This window comes from Vaginisenegalia massiliensis, assembly GCF_900604935.1.
Taxonomy (GTDB): domain Bacteria; phylum Bacillota; class Bacilli; order Lactobacillales; family Aerococcaceae; genus Vaginisenegalia; species Vaginisenegalia massiliensis.
In genome coordinates, this window is record NZ_UWPC01000007.1 from 72,821 (window position 1) to 88,608 (window position 15,788).

The 15,788-nt window shown below is 41.0% G+C and carries 13 protein-coding genes; 9 read left to right on the plus strand and 4 right to left on the minus strand.

The window, feature by feature from the left end; genetic code table 11:
• Positions 1–66 precede the first annotated feature (66 nt).
• Positions 67–519: a CopY/TcrY family copper transport repressor gene (locus EIH20_RS06045; protein ID WP_124058775.1), complete on the plus strand. Its 453-nt coding sequence runs from the start codon at positions 67–69 to the stop codon at positions 517–519.
• Between the two features lie 6 nt (positions 520–525).
• Complete coding sequence (locus tag EIH20_RS06050) at positions 526–3,000, plus strand: heavy metal translocating P-type ATPase (protein WP_124058777.1); 2,475 nt, start codon at positions 526–528, stop codon at positions 2,998–3,000.
• A 99-nt stretch (positions 3,001–3,099) separates the two neighbouring features.
• Here the strand turns inward: EIH20_RS06050 and EIH20_RS06055 are convergent, their stop codons facing one another.
• Positions 3,100–4,062, minus strand: coding sequence for a helix-turn-helix domain-containing protein (locus tag EIH20_RS06055; RefSeq protein WP_124058779.1), 963 nt, complete (start codon positions 4,060–4,062; stop codon positions 3,100–3,102).
• A 256-nt stretch (positions 4,063–4,318) separates the two neighbouring features.
• On the opposite strand from EIH20_RS06055, the gene EIH20_RS06060 reads away from it, so the two are divergent.
• The 3 genes from EIH20_RS06060 to EIH20_RS06070 are packed head-to-tail and all read left to right on the plus strand — an operon-like array spanning position 4,319 to position 8,673.
• Positions 4,319–4,795, plus strand: a complete 477-nt coding sequence (locus tag EIH20_RS06060; protein WP_124058781.1) for a nucleoside 2-deoxyribosyltransferase — start codon at positions 4,319–4,321, stop codon at positions 4,793–4,795.
• Between the two features lie 28 nt (positions 4,796–4,823).
• Positions 4,824–6,377: a Ppx/GppA family phosphatase gene (locus tag EIH20_RS06065; RefSeq protein ID WP_124058783.1), complete on the plus strand. Its 1,554-nt coding sequence runs from the start codon at positions 4,824–4,826 to the stop codon at positions 6,375–6,377.
• 31 nt (positions 6,378–6,408) lie between these two features.
• Positions 6,409–8,673, plus strand: a complete 2,265-nt coding sequence (locus EIH20_RS06070) for an RNA degradosome polyphosphate kinase (protein WP_124058786.1) — start codon at positions 6,409–6,411, stop codon at positions 8,671–8,673.
• 89 nt (positions 8,674–8,762) lie between these two features.
• Here the strand turns inward: EIH20_RS06070 and EIH20_RS06075 are convergent, their stop codons facing one another.
• Positions 8,763–10,943 (minus strand): hypothetical protein, encoded by a 2,181-nt coding sequence (locus EIH20_RS06075; protein WP_124058788.1) that lies wholly within the window; start codon positions 10,941–10,943, stop codon positions 8,763–8,765.
• A 207-nt stretch (positions 10,944–11,150) separates the two neighbouring features.
• Between EIH20_RS06075 and EIH20_RS06080 the strand changes: the two genes are divergently transcribed.
• The 3 genes from EIH20_RS06080 (at position 11,151) to EIH20_RS06090 (ending at position 14,279) form a co-directional block, all read left to right on the plus strand.
• Positions 11,151–12,782 (plus strand): ABC-F family ATP-binding cassette domain-containing protein, encoded by a 1,632-nt coding sequence (locus tag EIH20_RS06080; protein WP_124058790.1) that lies wholly within the window; start codon positions 11,151–11,153, stop codon positions 12,780–12,782.
• A gap of 27 nt (positions 12,783–12,809) precedes the next feature.
• Complete coding sequence (locus tag EIH20_RS06085; protein WP_124058792.1) at positions 12,810–13,784, plus strand: GMP reductase; 975 nt, start codon at positions 12,810–12,812, stop codon at positions 13,782–13,784.
• A 117-nt stretch (positions 13,785–13,901) separates the two neighbouring features.
• The gene (locus EIH20_RS06090) at positions 13,902–14,279 is read left to right on the plus strand and encodes a VOC family protein (RefSeq protein ID WP_124058794.1); all 378 of its coding nucleotides are present in this window, start codon (positions 13,902–13,904) and stop codon (positions 14,277–14,279) included.
• Between the two features lie 12 nt (positions 14,280–14,291).
• Here the strand turns inward: EIH20_RS06090 and EIH20_RS06095 are convergent, their stop codons facing one another.
• Entirely contained in the window at positions 14,292–14,726 is a 435-nt protein-coding gene (locus tag EIH20_RS06095; protein WP_124058796.1) for a hypothetical protein, read from the minus strand.
• 182 nt (positions 14,727–14,908) lie between these two features.
• On the opposite strand from EIH20_RS06095, the gene EIH20_RS06100 reads away from it, so the two are divergent.
• The gene (locus EIH20_RS06100) at positions 14,909–15,631 is read left to right on the plus strand and encodes a YebC/PmpR family DNA-binding transcriptional regulator (protein WP_124058798.1); all 723 of its coding nucleotides are present in this window, start codon (positions 14,909–14,911) and stop codon (positions 15,629–15,631) included.
• A 60-nt stretch (positions 15,632–15,691) separates the two neighbouring features.
• Here the strand turns inward: EIH20_RS06100 and EIH20_RS08735 are convergent, their stop codons facing one another.
• A complete protein-coding gene (locus tag EIH20_RS08735; protein WP_420894250.1) occupies positions 15,692–15,784 on the minus strand; it encodes an IS3 family transposase in 93 nt (30 codons plus the stop codon).
• Positions 15,785–15,788: the final 4 nt, after the last annotated feature.

A 15,788-nucleotide genomic window follows, 5' to 3' on the forward strand; every position in this document is an offset into this window, starting at 1 on the left:
TGACATCTTTAGTTTACAGGTGTAAACTTCAATCAAAGATTACATTTGTAAACTAGGAGGTTTAAAATGACCAATACCAACCCACATATCACTAGTGCTGAATGGGAAGTCATGCGTGTCGTTTGGGCTAATCACTCAATTAGCAGTCGCCAAATTATTGATTTACTCACTTCTATTTTAGCTTGGAAAGAAGGAACGATTAAATCCCTCATTAATCGCTTAGTTCAAAAAGGTTTATTAATTAAAGAAGAAAATAAACGGCCAAGTAGCTACCAAGCCAGCATTAGCGAGTTAGAAGCCTTAGCTAGTCACGTTCAGCTACTTTTCAACCAAACCTGTCAACGTCAGCGGGGCCAACTATTACATACCATCATTGAGCAGCAAGAGCTGAGCCAAGCGGATTGTCGTTTATTAATTGACCAACTCAATCAAAAACTTGATCACGCACCAGAAAGACTCGCCTGTCAATGTCCAGTTGGCCAATGTCACTGCCATCAGCATCCCAACAAGGAGGGTTAAATACTTATGGAAAATCATCACTACACTGTTCAAGGCCTCCATTGCGCCTCTTGTGCCCTCAAAGTGGAACAAACCTTACAGAAGCAGCCAGGCGTTCAAAGTGCGCAAGTCAATTACGCAACTGAACAAGCCCGAGTAAGCTTCGACCACAACTTAACCAACTTTCAACAAATACAAGATGCAGTTAAGGCCATCGGTTACCAATTAGAACCTGACAGTCAAAATCCAAGTTCTAGTCACTTTCAAGTAACAGGTATGGGTTGCGCCTCTTGTGCTAACAAAATAGAACAAAAGTTGAATCAATTACCCCAAGTGAAACAAGCTCAAGTAAATTTAGCTAAAGAAGAATTAACTGTGGATTGGCATGGATCCATCGACGAGGATTTAATCTGTCAAACTGTCAAAGAACTTGGCTATACTGTTCAAGTAAACCTTGATGGTGGGCTAGCCCTACCGGAGCAAGTTGCCAAACAAGAAAGCAAACAGGCTCAACTTCGCTCTCAAAAACATCAGCTTTATTGGATGGCAGCCTTTACTTTGCCTCTATTTATTTTAACGATGGGACCCATGGTAGGTCTCAAGCTTCCTCATGAAATTTCCCTAGCGCACGCTCCCTTAACCAACGCTTTGCTTCAGTTAGGACTTACTTTGCCAGTCATGTACTTAAATCGTCACTTATATCAACGTGGCTGGAGCTTTTTGTTCAAAGGCCATCCTAATATGGAATCACTTGGAGCTTTGGGAACTAGTGCAGCTTTTATTCAAGGACTATGGGTCACCTATTCTCTCCTAAGCCAAGGGACCCCCAGCCACGAGGGCCATTTAGATCTTTATTATGAGTCTGTTGCGGTCATCCTAACCCTGATGGCCTTAGGTAAATATCTAGAAAATCTCGCTAAAGGCAAAACATCCCAAGCCATCCAAGCATTAGTTCAACTTGCACCCCAAGAAGCTCGTCTAATTAAGGAAGATGGTCAAAGTCAAATGATTGCTAGTGCACAATTACAAGTCAATCAATTGATTCAAGTCAATCCTGGTGAAGCGATTCCTGCTGACGGTGTCATTATTGATGGTCAAAGCTTTGTTGATGAATCCATGTTAACCGGTGAAAGTCTTCCCGTCGCAAAAGGAGTAGGAGATGCTGTTACGGGAGCAAGTTTGAATCAAAATGGAAGTTTACGCATTCGAGTTACACGTGTAGGCCAAGATAGTTTTCTCGCTCAAATTGTGCATTTAGTAGAAGAAGCTCAAAGCAATAAAGCCCCCATTGCTCAACTAGCCGACCGAGTCTCAGGCATCTTTGTTCCTAGCGTAATGATCATCGCCCTCCTATCCGGTCTAACTTGGTACTTTTTACTAGGTTCTAGTTTGGCCTTCGCTTTAAAAATATTCATCGCTGTCTTGATTATCGCCTGTCCTTGCGCTTTGGGTTTAGCGACACCGACAGCAATTATGGTCGGTACTGGCACCGCAGCCCGTCAGGGTATTCTAGTTAAAAACGGAGCCATTCTCCAAGCCGTTCAAGAAGCCGACATTCTATTGCTTGATAAGACGGGAACTATTACTCAAGGTCAACCTAAAGTAACCCAATCCTATCTAACCAATAAAACAAATCCTAATGACTTCTTCCAGTTACTAGCTTCCATTGAGGCTAAATCCGAACACCCTTTAAGCCGAGCCATTCTTGACCATTATCAAGCTCATTATCAGTCCCAGCTTTTAATCCTTGATCAGTTTGAAAATCTACCTGGCTTGGGGCTTAAAGCTAACTTTAGTGGCCATAAAATAAAAGTTGGCAAGGCGGCCTTCATTTTTGACCAGCACCCCCATCCAGAATGGCAAGAACGTGCAAAACAATGGGAACTTGCTGGACAAACTGTCATCTACCTCGCTCAAGATCAAGAGGTCATGGGCATGGTCGCCATTGCTGACCCGCTAAAGGAAACGAGTCGTCAAGCCATCCAAGACTTAAAAAAAGCAGGCTTAGCCATTCATATGGTAACCGGTGACGGACATGCAACCGCTCAAGCCATAGGCAAAAAGGTTGGCATCCAAACCGTTCATAGCCAAGTCCTACCTCAAGAAAAAGCTCAAGTCGTCAAAGACTTACAAGAAGGAGGACACCAAGTCATCATGGTGGGTGACGGCATCAATGATGCACCTGCCCTAGCTCAAGCGAACATCGGCATGGCCATCGGAGCGGGAACCGATATCGCCATTGAGTCAGCCGATATCATTCTTTTGAATAGCTCTCTAGAAGATGTAACGACAGCGATTAAGATGAGTCGCAACACTCTCCGCATCATCAAACAGAATCTATTTTGGGCCTTTTCTTATAATGTTATTGGCATTCCTTTTGCTATGGGCCTCTTTAAGTTACTCTTTAACGGCCCTTTATTGGATCCGATGATGGCGGCTTTGGCTATGAGCCTCTCCTCTGTTTCCGTACTAGTGAATGCTTTACGACTTAAAAACAAATAAGATACCATCATAAATCACAAAGGCGATAAAAGAAGCTCTTCTTCTCTTATCGCCTTTTTAATGTTTGTATCCATTGGTCGGAAATGTTCAATTTATTTATTACCTTTTTAAAGATACGATAGCTTCAAAGGCAGCATATAAGATTCCAGCAATCGGCCAAACCACCCAAGACCGGCCCCAGTCTTTAGTCAGGAAACTATACCCTAAGAATCCCGCTGTCACTATTGACCAATAAATAGTCGCGAATGCATCATTACGAGCTTCCTCGCTGCGCTTTCTTCTTTGAGCTTGAGGATCCATCAATTTGTGGTAACCTGACCAAATGATTCCTTCTCTAACCAAGATATATACTCCCAGAGCAACAATCAACAACCAAATCATAACGACTATGCCATCCAAATCTTGACCCTCAAAATAGCTAGCTAAGAAAATCAAAGCCGCAAAAGAGGCTATACACGTCCCGACTCCCATCACTAAACGCTTCACATGCTGATCTTGTCCCTTTTCTATTCTATCTCTGACATAAGAATCAACACCATAGGCTAAGTCAACTTCGCCTTGGCCAATTTGCCGATAAGACCGCATTGAATGATGAGCTAAGATTAACTGGCCGACACCCACAGCTACCATAAGAAAGGCTAGACTGACTGCCCCAGCTATTTTAATATCCGGTTTGGTTTCAGGCATTATTTGAGGCAAATCCGCTAAGGCTATAGGAATGATGGCTACAATGAATAAAATTACCGAATGACTGACTTTTTTAGCATATTTCGGTAAATTTTCAAGGTATTCATTTGCTTGCTCCAAATCGATCACGGGCAGCTCACTCATGACCTTTGATTCTTGATTCAAGTCATCCAAGGTCATTTGATCATTAACTAAAAAATCCGTGCTTACTCCAAAAATTCGACTCATCGCCATAATTTTATTCAAATCAGGAGTAGCCAACGACCCTTCCCACTTCGAAATCGATTGACGACTCACATCTAATTGCTCCGCCAGTTGTTCTTGAGTCAATTGCATCTGTTTGCGTAAATAAATAATTTTATCTGCTAAAATCATCTTAAATTTCTCCTAGTGAATGATTTACTTTTGATTACAGTGTGTCATCTTGGAACAATTCTTTCTATCAAGCTTACTATAAAACTACGCAACCCGAGGTTGCAATCATGCTATTAACCCTTTCATTCGCATTATAGCACCCGGCCATTAAGAGGACCATCCTGACCAAAAGAATTTCCAACAATTGTCTTCTACTTATTGAGTCCCTTTCTAGGGTTAGTTATAATGAACGTAATGATTAACTAGGAGGTTGACCATGTCAAAATTATATTTTGCTAGCCCGCTTTTTTCTGAAATGGAACAACAATATAACGCTCAAGTGGTTGCCAATCTTCGGCAAGCCCTTCCTGAATTAGAGATTTACCTCCCACAAGAAGCGGCTGACATCAATGATAAAAATGCTTACGCTGATTCTAAAATGATTGCCCAATACGATACGCAAGAAGTCTTAGCCAGTGACATCGTCGTGGCGGTCCTTGACGGTCTCGTTATCGACCCAGGGGTTGCTTCAGAAATCGGTGTGGCCTACCAAGCTGGAATTCCAGTTATCGGCCTATACACTGATGTGCGCCAACAAGGTGGACAACATCCTGAAAAGCTCAAAGCTCTTCAAACCATCGCTGAATCTCAGTTTTCATATATCAACCTTTACACAGTGGGCTTAATCAAACTCAACGGAGAGATTGTCTCCCACTCAAATGATTTAGTGGAAGCCATCAAACGCTACCTCTAATCATATTCTGCCTTGGAAAGGACTGCTCATGTATAAAGAAAAAGTCGGGATCATCGACATCGGTTCCAACACCATTCGTTTAGTCATCTACGGAATCGATCATTACTACAACTATATCGAACTTCAAAATATAAAAACACCCGCTCGTTTATCCCAAAACTTGGAACAAATAGGCGGACAAACGGTAATGAGCCAAGCTGGCATCGACAAGCTCGTTGAGACCTTACAAAGTTTCAAATATGTCTGGCAAGCGGCTCAAGCACAAACCCTAAAAGTGATGGCAACCGCGGCTGTTCGCCAGTCAGCCAATCAAGAGGATATTCTGGCTCAGGTCAAAGCGCAAACTGGACTAACCATTGAAATTGTGTCTGAAGAAGAAGAAGCATCCTTTGGTCAATACGCCATTTTACATTCTCTACCTATTGAGGATGCTATTACCATTGATTTAGGTGGCGGGTCTTGCGAAATCACTTTAATCGAGCAGCATCAGATGAAAGCTTACCATAGTTTTCCTTTCGGGGCTGTATCCCTACAAAAACAATTTTTTAATGGTCTCAACCACAATGATTCGGATGCTATGGCCGCTTTACGCCGCTACGTTAACAAACAACTTAAGAGCTTGGATTGGCTTAAAAAGGCCAAATTACCCATCATTGCGGTTGGCGGATCGGCTCGAAACATTGCTCTCGTCCATCAATTCTTAACCGATTATCCCTTGGCTGGTGTTCACGGTTATCAAATGAAATTTGATGATCTGCAAACTACCCTCAAATTATTTGCCCAAACGCCTTTTAGTCAATTAGATAATATAGACGGCTTGAGTACGGACCGCCGAGATATTATTATTCCTGCCAATATTGTCTTTATTGAATTGATGGATTTCAGCAAAGCGCCTTCCTTTGCCTTTTCAAGTCAAGGTTTGCGTGAAGGTATCATCGCGAAATACATAAACCAATCCTATAATTCTCCCATCGATATTCATTTAATTAAAGCGCGAACGATTCAGAAAATCCTTTATGACTTTCCTAATCAAATCGCTTTATCAAGCGAAATTCGTGCTAAATATACCATTGACCTTTACCATCAAGCCAGTCAATTAGGTTGCTTCGATTATACTTATTGTCAGCAAGAAGAACTCGAATATGCTGCTTATCTGTATTTGTTTGGTGATTTTATTAGCCCTGAAGCCGACTCACAACATACCTTCTATCTTCTATCAAACATGAACTTACTCGGCTTTACCCATAAAGGACGCATTCGTTTAGCTTTATTGGCAAGTTATCGTAACAAAACACTCTTTAATCATTATTTGCGCGGCTTAGATCATTGGTTTACTGACCAAGAACTTGAGCAACTTCAACGTTTAGGTGGCTTGATTAAATTTGCTCAAGCACTCAATGATTCCCAAACGGGTCCAATTTCGAAAATCCAGCTTGTTCGTAACAAGAATAAACATTTAGAATTGCAGATTTACCACCATCATCCAATTGTCGCTGAGGAGTATCGCATCAATCGTCACATTAAACATTTAGAACGGGCTCTCAATAGTAGTGATATCGCACTAAGCTATTTTTTAATTTAGTTTTTTATTCTTGAAAGGAGTAACCATTTTTATGCCAAATACCAGCTCATTCGATCCACTATTTCCACAAAATCCTCCTGTGCAAAATGATACAGACCTTGAAACTTTAGGTGAATTGGATCGACCAGAATTCTTCTTTAATCGCGAATTAAGTTGGCTTGATTTTAACAAACGGGTTATCGAAGAAGCTTATGATGCGGAAAACCCTCTCCTTGAACAATTAAAATTTCTAGCCATCGCTAGCTCCAACCTCGATGAATTCTACATGGTTCGCGTAGCCGGCATCACTGATCAGGCCTTAGCTAATATTGAAATTTCAGAAAATAAAACACGTTTGACGCCGAGCGAACTCCTCGATCAGATTTCGCAAAAAAATCATGAGAATATTCGCCTCCAATATGATCGCTTTACCGAATTAAAGGATGCCCTCCCTAATCTTGATTACACAATTAAGAAAGTGAGCGAATTATCAGCCGATGAACTTCTCTTTGCCGAAGATTATTTCAGTCAGTTAATCGCCCCAACCCTTTCACCAATTGGGGTCGATGCCTATCGACCATTTCCTCATTTAAACAATAAAGTCATCAATATTTTCGTGCAGTTATCTGCTATTGTCGACGAATCTAGCGAAGAATCTGGCAAAAAGAAGAAAAAGCAAAAAAATATTGATCCGCATCCAATCTCTATTGTGCCAATCCCAGCTTTAGTTGATCGCTTCTTCATTATTTCTTTGGGCTCAAAAAATACTGTTGTTTTAACAGAGGATTTAATTACTCACTTTATCGGTCGCCTTTATAGTGGCTATCAAGTGGATTACGCTTATCCATTCCGCATTACTCGGAGTGCCGATTTCGACGTGACTGAAGAAGGCGCTTCTGACTTACTAGAGTTAATTGAAGACTACATCAAGAAACGCAAAAATGGGATGGCGATCCGCCTTGAAATCGACAGTTCTATGTTGCCTGATTTCAGCTCTGAACATTGTGAATTCCTAACTAAAGCTCTTGAACTTGAAGTTCAGGATGTCTACACCTTTAATGGTCCGCTTGATTTAACTTTCTTATTTGGTCTATGTGAGCAAATTGCCCAATTCCACCCCAAAGAACTCTTTAAACCGTTCACACCTGCTCTAAACCAAGAGCATCTTGGTGAAAAGCTCTTCACGGCCATGAAGGAAAAAGATATTTTCCTCAACCATCCTTATGACTCTTTCCAACCGGTTGTTTCTTTAATTGAAACGGCGGCTGATGATGAACAAACCATAGCTATTAAACAAACGCTTTATCGGGTATCAAAACATTCACCAATTGTAGCTGCCCTAAAACGTGCCGCTGAAAAAGGTAAAGAAGTCACTGTGTTGGTTGAATTGAAAGCACGGTTTGACGAAGAAAATAATGTTTATTGGGCTCGTGAACTTGAAGAAGCTGGCTGCCATGTCTTATATGGAGTCAGAGAACTCAAAACTCACAGTAAAATTACCTTAATCGTCCGTAAAGAAGGCAACAAAATTCAACGTTATCTTCACTTAGGTACCGGGAATTACAACGATAAAACAGCCAAAATTTACACCGACATGGGGATTTTAACCGTTCATCCTGGCTTAACTGAAGACGCTTCTAAATTCTTTAACCACTTAAGCGGCTATACAGAACGACCACACTATGTCTACCTTCATGTTTCACCATTCGATATTCGCGATTCCTTACTTGATTATATCGATGAAGAGATTCGCTTACACAAAGAAAATGGCAATGGACAGATTATTGCTAAAATGAACTCGCTCACCGATAAACCATTAATTCTTAAATTGTATGAAGCGAGTCAAGCAGGCGTAAAAATTGATTTAATCGTCCGCGGCATCTGTTGCCTTAAACCTGGAATCCCTGGTGTTTCTGAAAATATTCACGTCCGTTCAATTGTCGGCCGGTATCTTGAACATTCTCGGATTTACTACTTCAAACGTAACGGCAACAGTCATCTCTTCTTGTCTTCAGCAGACATGATGACCCGTAATATGATTCGTCGTGTTGAAATTGAATTCCCAATCCTAGATGCTGATATTAAACAAGAAATTTATCAAGTCTTAGAACTTCAATTGCGAGACACGCTTAAAGCTCGTATCCTACAAGCTGATGGTCAATATACTCGCCCAGACCGTAGCAACGAGAAAGTTAATTCGCAAGCTAAATTGATGCAACAAGCAACAGAAACGATTATCAAAGAGCAAACCGCCATCATCGAGCGCAAAGCGCGCCGCCCATGGTTCGAGCGCATACTTCGCCGTTTTAATAAATAAAGCAACCAGATAAAATAAGCACCCCATCGCTCCTAATTCAGGAAGCGATGGGGTGCCTTTTTATTAAGTATATGTTGCCATTCCTTACTTTATTTCTTTGCCTGACGTAAGCAATAAACAGCTAGGGCTAAAATCGAAGAGGCAAGCCAGAGAACATGATTGAAATAAGGCGTTTCACCAGTAGCTGGTAAGAAACCTTTATTTTCCTTCTTCTGATGAGCCTCCACACCAACCGTTTTCTTGACAATCTTCTTAGGATCCTGCTTGGATTGATTTTCGGTGGTTGTTTGACTCGTTTGGATTGGTTTTTTGGCCTCAGCAAACACTTGTGGATAATCTTTTTGAAGTTGCGATAAGACCGCTGAATAATTGCCCTTCATTCCACCATTCTCGTGGATAGCAATCAAGAGAGCTTGGCTAGGAATTTGGTCTAATTTTTCTCGCTTAATTCCGGTTTGCTTTGCCAACCGATCCTTAGCTTGATTCAACAAATCTCGATATAAATCTAAATCTTGACTAATTGATTGACGGAAACTGAAGTATGGATCGACTGTTTTCTGCTGACTGGCTTGACGTTGCCATTTCAAAATCGTTTGATCATCATAGTGGTCAAGGATCGCTTGGGTCATTGGCGTCGTCTCCACTAATTCATGACGATAGCGATCCGCTGCTTGCTTGACTTGATTAGCGTTAAACATATCTGGATAAACACTAATTAATTTCAAAGCTAACTTATCCAAGTCTTGTGAATTTAACTGCTTAAGCTGAAGCTGACTAACTTTCAAGACTTCTTCAAGATTCCGATTGCCAATTCGTTCAAGTTGCTCAGCTTGGATGCCCGCATGATCAACCAAAGCGGCTTTAAATGGTTCGATAGCATCTTGAGCTTTCTTCTCTTGAATCGTTGTCTGTTCTTGAGTTGTTGTTTCTTGAGTCGTCGTTTGCAAGGCTAGACCAAACTGTTGACTGAGCTGATTGGCTAAATCAGCAAGCTTAGGTTCTGTTTGGTCAGCTTGCATCAAGGGATAGGCTGCCCAAACTAAATCACTGTTATTAATTGAATCGAGATCTTCTTGACTAAAATAGTGAGCTTTGACCAATTGTTGACGCAGACTTTGAGCGGCATGTGCTTGGATCTCTGGATAGACTTCCATTAACTTATTATAGACAGTAGTTGGGTCGCCCCCTTCTTGATTGACCAAGCTCGCTGTAGTGAGAACGGTGCCCATATCCATCTTAGACAATTCTTCAGCTTTTAGCGGGGTATCCTTAACTAAGGTCTGACTAATTCGGTCAAATTCAGCTTTAATTTGTTCCTGACTAAATTGATCTGGATAAGCTTGAATTAAAGCCGATGCAATGACTTGAGCTGAAGCCGAATCAAAATCACTGGCACTGGCTGTTGCTACATAGGGCTTTAGGACATCGTCACCTAATGCCTTCAATTGTTCAGGCTGAAGCTTGGCATGGTCAACTAAACTCTTTTTGAGTTGAGTCAAATCTTGATTCTCTGCAGTTGTGGTTTCCTCTGTTGTGGTTTCATTTGATGTCGTTTCGGTTGTTGTTTCTTCCTCAGTTTCAGTAGAGCTTGACTCTGCTTCCGTTAGCGAGGACGATTCAGTTGTGGTTTCTGGCGTCGGTTCGGTTATCGATTCAGTTGTGGTTTCAACTTCTTGACTAGTCGTTTCGCTTTCCTGGCTTGTGGTCGTTTGAGCCTCGCGTTGCGCTTTACGTTCCATATAGGCTTGGCGAGCTTGATCAATTTGCGGCACGATTTGATCGACAGCCGCTTGCACATCTTCGCCAGCTTGGCTCTGAGCTTCCTTATACCAAGCTAAAATGTCTTTAGGTAAAGCTGTGTTTAAATCTGAGTAACTATACTGAGAATGGGCTTCGATTTCACGAGCAGCTGCTTGATAATCCGTGTAATCTTGGCCCGTTAATAATTCAAGTTCAGGATGTTGAGTAGCCACTTGGTCATAAAGGACCTTCAACATCTCCTCTCCGCTCTGAGTTTGGTTGACTTTTTGATATAAGTCCCATAATTTTTGATCATCAACTTTACTTAATTGCTCCAAGTTAATCGGCTGAACAGCCGCTAAATTATTTTTGATGGTCTCAAGTTCTGTACTTTGTTCTGGGGTTAAGCCTTGGGCAAATACCAATGGCATAGGTTGGATATAATCGACAAAGCTTGGCAGGTTTCCTATTGGGGTGGCCAATAAAGTTACTACGCCAACTGAAGCAAGAATCTGTTTTTTCATGATCATTTAGACTCCCTCCCTTTCATAAATATTATACAGTCAAAATGTGAATATTCAGTGACTGAGATAAGTAAGTTTAGTTACAAATTATTATGGTCATTTGAAGAAACAAATCGACGTAATTAGCCCCATTTATACGCGAAGTATGCTATTATTATATCGTGTGTGCTAGCTTCATATTGGCACCAATTAGTCACCTAAGGAGGACAAAACATGATTAACGTTTCTAACGTCAGCTTACTCTTTACCGACCGTAAATTATTTGATGATGTCAATATTACTTTTACCCCAGGTAACTGCTATGGAGTTATTGGAGCCAACGGGGCCGGAAAATCGACATTCCTTAAGATTTTATCTGGTGAAATTACCCCTACAACTGGTTCGGTTACCATGGATCCTAATGAACGCCTCGCTGTCTTAAGCCAAAATCACTATGGCTTTGAAGATTACAACGTCATTGAAACCGTGATGATGGGCCACAAAGAATTATATGCCATCATGAAAGAAAAAGATGCCATTTATATGAAAGAAGACTTCACTGACGAAGATGGTGTTCGGGCGGGTGAATTAGAAGGACTCTTTGCTGAAATGGGCGGCTGGGAAGCTGAATCAGAAGCTAGCAATATCCTTCAAGGACTAGGGATTACAACTGACCAACACTATTCCTTAATGCGTGAATTAATCGAAGCTGACAAAATTAAAGTCTTATTAGCCCAAGCTTTATTTGGAAAACCAGATAACTTACTTCTTGACGAACCAACCAACGGTTTGGATGCTCAAGCTATCGAGTGGCTTTCCGACTTCATTATGAACTTTCCTAATACCGTTATTGTGGTTTCCCACGACCGTCACTTCCTTAACACAGTCTGCACTCATATGGCCGATGTCGATTTTGGCAAAATCCGTCTATATGTGGGGAACTATGACTTCTGGTTACAATCCAGCCAATTAGCTGCCAAAATGGCTGCTGATCAAAACGCCAAGAAAGAAGAAAAAATCAAGGAATTACAAGCCTTCATCGCTCGTTTCTCGGCTAATGCGTCTAAATCAAAACAAGCTACCTCACGTAAGAAAATGTTGGACAAAATCACCCTTGATGATATCCAACCTTCTTCTCGTCGTTATCCATTCGTTGGTTTCTCACCTGAACGGGAAATCGGTAACGATCTTTTACGGGTAGAGAATTTATCCAAAACCATCGATGGTGAGAAAGTCTTAGATAATGTTACTTTCACCTTATCTCGTAACGATAAAGTTGGTTTCCTCAGTCGCAATGATATTGCTGTTTCGACTTTCTTTGATATTATCATGGGTAAAATCGCTGCCGATTCAGGAAGCTTTGAATGGGGAGTCACCACTAGCCAAACCTACCTACCTAAGAATTCCGGCGATGAATTCGATGGGGTTGAATTAACGATTGTTGATTGGTTACGCCAATACGCTGCCAAAGAAGAAAGTGACAATACGTTCTTACGTAGCTTCTTAGGTCGTATGCTCTTCTCTGGTGAAGATGTCATGAAACAGGTTCAAGTGCTTTCTGGAGGCGAAAAAGTACGTTGTCTCTTGTCTAAAATGATGTTATCTAAAGCTAACGTTCTCGTCTTAGACCAACCGACTAACCACTTAGACCTTGAATCTATCACTGCCCTAAACGAAGGCTTGATTAAGTTTAAAGGCGCTATCCTCATTGCTTCTCACGACTACGAAGTGCTCAATACAACCTGTAACCGAATTATCGAGCTTACACCAAATGGGTCTTTTGATCGCATCAACACGACTTATCAAGAATATTTGGAAAATGCCGATGTTCAAGCACGCGTAAATGCCCTCTATCAAGAAGCTTAGACTTCAGTACCCTAAAGGAGATACCCTATGCAAGTATTTGACTATGAAGATATCCAATTGATTCCTAATAAATGTATCGTCACTAGCCGTTCAGAGTGCAATACCCAAATTAAATTTGGCCCGCACACTTTTCGGATTCCAGTCGTGCCGGCTAACATGCAAACCGTCATCAATGAAGACCTTGCTATTTGGTTAGCTGAACACCACTATTTCTATATTATGCATCGTTTTGATGAAGCGGCTCGCAAACCTTTCGTCAAAAAAATGAACGAACGCGGTCTCATTTCTTCCATCAGTATTGGTATTAAGGCCTATGAATATGACTTTGTCCGTGAATTGGTTGAAGAAAATATTATCCCTGACTATATCACCATTGATGTAGCCCACGGTCATTCAGATGAAGTCATGAAAATGATTCGCTTTATCAAAGAACAAATCCCATCAGCTTTCTTAATTGCCGGTAATGTAGGGACCCCAGAAGGCGTACGAGAATTGGAAAACGCCGGCGCCGATGCAACTAAAGTCGGCATTGGACCTGGTCGGGTCTGCATCACTAAATTAAAAACAGGATTTGGAACGGGTGGTTGGCAATTGGCAGCTATTCGTTCATGCGCTAAAGCAGCTCGTAAACCGATTATCGCTGATGGCGGTATTCGTCATAACGGTGATATCGCTAAATCCATTCGCTTTGGTGCTAGCATGGTCATGATTGGTTCTTTATTAGCCGCTCATGAAGAAAGCCCTGGCCATTCAAAAGAAATTGATGGCGTGGTCTACAAAGAATATTTTGGTTCTGCTTCTGAATTCCAAAAAGGCGTTCGTAAGAATGTAGAAGGTAAGATTGAAATGATTCCTGCCCGTGGTAAATTATCTGATACCTTAACCGAAATGGAACAAGATCTTCAATCCTCCATTTCTTATGCCGGTGGCCGTGACTTAGAAGCTATCCGCAAAGTGGATTACGTCTTAGTAAAAAATAATATCTATAACGGTGACCGTTAGGTCATAAAAAAACGGAGCTAAAATAACTTTAGCTCCGTTTTTTATGAAAATAAGTCTTTATTGACTAATTATTTGCTATAGAATAAATTCATTAACAAGATAATTGGAGGTATTCGCATGAAAATCGATCATATCGGCCTATGGGTCCGTCAACTAGACGTGATGAAAGAATTTTACTGTCATTACTTTATGGCCCAAGCCAACACTTTATACCATAACCCTAAGAAATCATTCAAATCCTATTTTTTAAGCTTCGAAGATGGTACTCGCCTTGAATTAATGCACAAACCTCAGTTGGCTGATAGTCCGGTCAATCAATATGGTTATGCCCACCTGGCCTTCAACCTTGGCTCCAAGGAAGCCGTTGATCAGTTGACACAACAACTCAAAGCTGATGGCTACACCCACCTGGATGGTCCCCGTACTACCGGGGATGGCTATTACGAAGCTGTTGTGGCTGATCCTGAGGGAAATTTAATCGAATTAACGATTTAATTCCGTCCGTAGCTAATCAACTTTATGATTACTTTTGCGCTGAGTTACTTTAAGATATATGCTTTCTAATTCTACCTCGACAATAGCCACCATTATCATTAACAGGATCATAAAGTGGATGAGGTCTTCTTTATTCACATCCTTATTAACTAAGGAATAAATTAAAATAGCAAGCATTCCAGATAAAGTAAGATGATAGCCAATCGCTAAGGACCGGCGGCGGATGTCTTCTTGTTCTTGATCAAGCGGACCGTCCCTAAATAAGCCTTCTAGTTTTTCCCCAAATAATAAATAAGCCAAGAAAGTGATTAGGGTCAGACCAAATATAATAGCTGTCTGGGACAAGAATCGCGTCCAATCCCCATCCATGCCACCCAAAAGCCAAGAATAAGCTAGAAACCACGCTATCATCTTGAGCCAAAAAAGACGTTCTAACTTTACTTTCATTTTCGCTCCTCCATCATACTAAACTGAACTACAATTTACTTTTAGTATACGCTTTTATTCCTGACAAACAAGTCCACTCATACGTAGCCTTGACGATTTTTTTGTCGAAAACACTTAACAAAGCACCCTAATTAAGGCTATAATAACTATATGACTGTAAAAATAGAAAGTGGAGTGAAAGTATGGGCCGTAAATGGGCTAATATTCAAGAAAAAAAAGCTAAGTTAGATGCAAGTAACAGTAAAACTTATGCTAAATTTGGGATCGAAATCTATGCTGCTGCTAAATCAGGTGAGCCAGATCCTCATAGTAACCAAAAATTAAAATTTGTTATTGAACGGGCGAAAACTTATAACGTACCTAAACACGTAATCGACCGGGCTATCGAAAAAGCCAAAGGTTCTGGTGACGAAGCCTTCCAAGAATTACGTTACGAAGGCTTTGGCCCAAATGGTTCCATGATTATTGTGGATGCTCTGACTTCCAATGTTAACCGGACCGCTTCTGATGTCCGAGCTACCTTCGGAAAAAATGGCGGAAACATGGGTGTTTCTGGCGCTGTTTCTTATTTATTTGATGCAACTGCGGTCTTTGTAATGAAAGGTCAAGATGCTGATGAAGTGATGATGGGCTTATTGGAAGCCGATGTCGATGTTCGCGAAGTCTTCCAAGAAGAAGATAGCACGATTGTTTACGGTGAATCGACCGACTTCCATACTATTAAATCAGCCCTTGAAAATATGGGTATCACTGAATTTGAAGTTGCTGAATTAGATATGCTTCCACAAAATGAAGTGACCTTAACGGGCGAAGACTTAACCAAGTTTGAACGTTTAATCGAATTATTAGAAGATAATGATGATGTTCAACGGGTCTATCACAATGTTAATTTAGACGAAGAGTAAATTAAGACAAAAAAGAGCCAACCGCTAGAGTGTAGTGGACCCAAAAAGTTGAACTTTTTATTAAGCCACTGTCATTAAAGCAAGATTTCTGTATTCTACAGGAGTCTTGCTTTTTAATTTTCTCTTCTTCCTAACTAAATTATAATATTCTATATAG